Source organism: Pseudomonas sp. PS02303 (assembly GCF_029959925.1).
GTDB lineage: Bacteria > Pseudomonadota > Gammaproteobacteria > Pseudomonadales > Pseudomonadaceae > Aquipseudomonas > Aquipseudomonas mandelii.
This window is the reverse complement of sequence record NZ_JASCOM010000515.1, coordinates 1-1,430: the sequence shown is the minus strand read 5'-3', so window position 1 is coordinate 1,430 and position 1,430 is coordinate 1. Positions and strand designations below refer to the sequence as shown.

Annotated in this window: 3 protein-coding genes; all 3 read left to right on the top strand. The window is 60.6% G+C overall.

The features are described 5' to 3' along the window. Positions 1–162 precede the first annotated feature (162 nt). The 3 genes from moaC to moaE are packed head-to-tail and all read left to right on the top strand — an operon-like array spanning position 163 to position 1,329. Entirely contained in the window at positions 163–636 is a 474-nt protein-coding gene (moaC, locus tag QMX98_RS34590; protein WP_059406245.1) for a cyclic pyranopterin monophosphate synthase MoaC, read from the top strand. Next, positions 633–875 (top strand): molybdopterin converting factor subunit 1, encoded by a 243-nt coding sequence (moaD, locus tag QMX98_RS34585; protein ID WP_010463101.1) that lies wholly within the window; start codon positions 633–635, stop codon positions 873–875. Before moaC ends, moaD begins: the two co-directional genes overlap by 4 nt. Position 876: 1 nt before the next feature. Next, positions 877–1,329 (top strand): molybdopterin synthase catalytic subunit MoaE, encoded by a 453-nt coding sequence (gene moaE / locus QMX98_RS34580; protein ID WP_145306894.1) that lies wholly within the window; start codon positions 877–879, stop codon positions 1,327–1,329. The last annotated feature ends 101 nt before the right edge of the window (positions 1,330–1,430 follow it).

The following is a 1,430-nucleotide window of genomic DNA, read 5'->3' as shown; positions in this document are numbered from 1 at the left end:
AGGCTTGCCCGCGAAGACGACCGCACATTCAACATCAATCTTTCTGACACGCCGCCTTCGCGGGCAAGCCTCGCTCCTGCAAGGGCCATTCATCCAATAATCAAACGTGCGGAAATTTGACCCACAGGTTTACAATCGACGCTCCTGATCAGGAGTAAACCTGTGCTGACTCATCTCGATTCCCAAGGTCGCGCCAATATGGTCGACGTCACCGAAAAAGCCGTGACGTTCCGTGAGGCAACCGCTCAAGCGCTGGTGCGCATGCTCCCCGAAACCCTGCAGATGATCGTCAGCGGCGGTCACCCCAAGGGTGATGTGTTCGCCGTGGCGCGCATCGCCGGCATTCAGGCTGCGAAGAAGACCAGCGATCTGATTCCCCTGTGCCATCCGCTGATGCTCACCGGCGTCAAGGTCGAGCTGAGTGCCGAAGGCGATGACACCGTGCGCATCGTCGCGCGCTGCAAGTTGTCCGGACAGACCGGCGTCGAGATGGAAGCCCTGACCGCCGCCAGTGTCGCCGCGCTGACGATCTACGACATGTGCAAGGCCGTGGACCGTGGCATGACCATCGAAAGCGTGCGGCTGCTGGAAAAACTCGGTGGCAAGAGCGGCCATTTCCAGGCAGATCAACCATGAACGTCACCGTGAAATTTTTTGCCCGCTACCGCGAAGCGCTTGGCGTGGACTCAATCAAGGTTGAAGGCGATTTCGCCACGGTCGACGACGTCCGTGCATTGCTGGCTCAGCGTGATGGTGCCGAGGTGCTGAGCGAGCAGAACTTGATGTGCGCCCGCAACGAGGACCTCTGCCAGCTCGACGAACCGGTGACTGACGGTGACGAAGTGGCGTTCTTTCCGACCGTGACCGGGGGCTGACATGGCGATTCGCGTGCAGTCCACGGCCTTCGATCCGGGTGCTGAAGTCAATGCCATGCACGCCGCCAATGTCGGCGTCGGGGCGGTGGTGAGTTTTGTCGGCTATGTGCGCGACTTCAATGACGGGCTCGATGTGGCCGGGATGTTTCTCGAGCACTATCCGGGCATGACCGAAAAAGCCCTCGGCAAAATCGCCCTGGAGGCTGAACAGCGCTGGCCGCTGCTCAAGCTTGAAGTGCTGCACCGGATCGGCGCCCTTGAACCGGGCGAACCGATCGTCTTCGTCGGCGCCGCCAGCGCCCATCGCCAGGCGGCGTTCGACGCCTGCGCCTTTGTCATGGACTACCTGAAAACCCGTGCGCCGTTCTGGAAGAAGGAAAACACCCGAGACGGACCGCGTTGGGTGGAAGGGCGTGACAGCGATCATGCGGCGGCGGATCGCTGGAAGCAGTGATTCCTGCGGTGTCTGCCAGTATGCCTTCGCGGGCAAGCCTCGCTCCTACAGGTTTTGTGTCGTGCGCACATTTTGTGAACAACACAAAACCTGTAGGAGCG

Excerpts from the sequence above, each read along its gene's own strand:
- moaD (WP_010463101.1), top strand. The coding sequence starts at position 633 with ATGAACGTCACCGTGAAATTTTTTGCCCGCTACCGCGAAGCGCTTGGC.
- moaE (WP_145306894.1), top strand. The coding sequence starts at position 877 with ATGGCGATTCGCGTGCAGTCCACGGCCTTCGATCCGGGTGCTGAAGTC.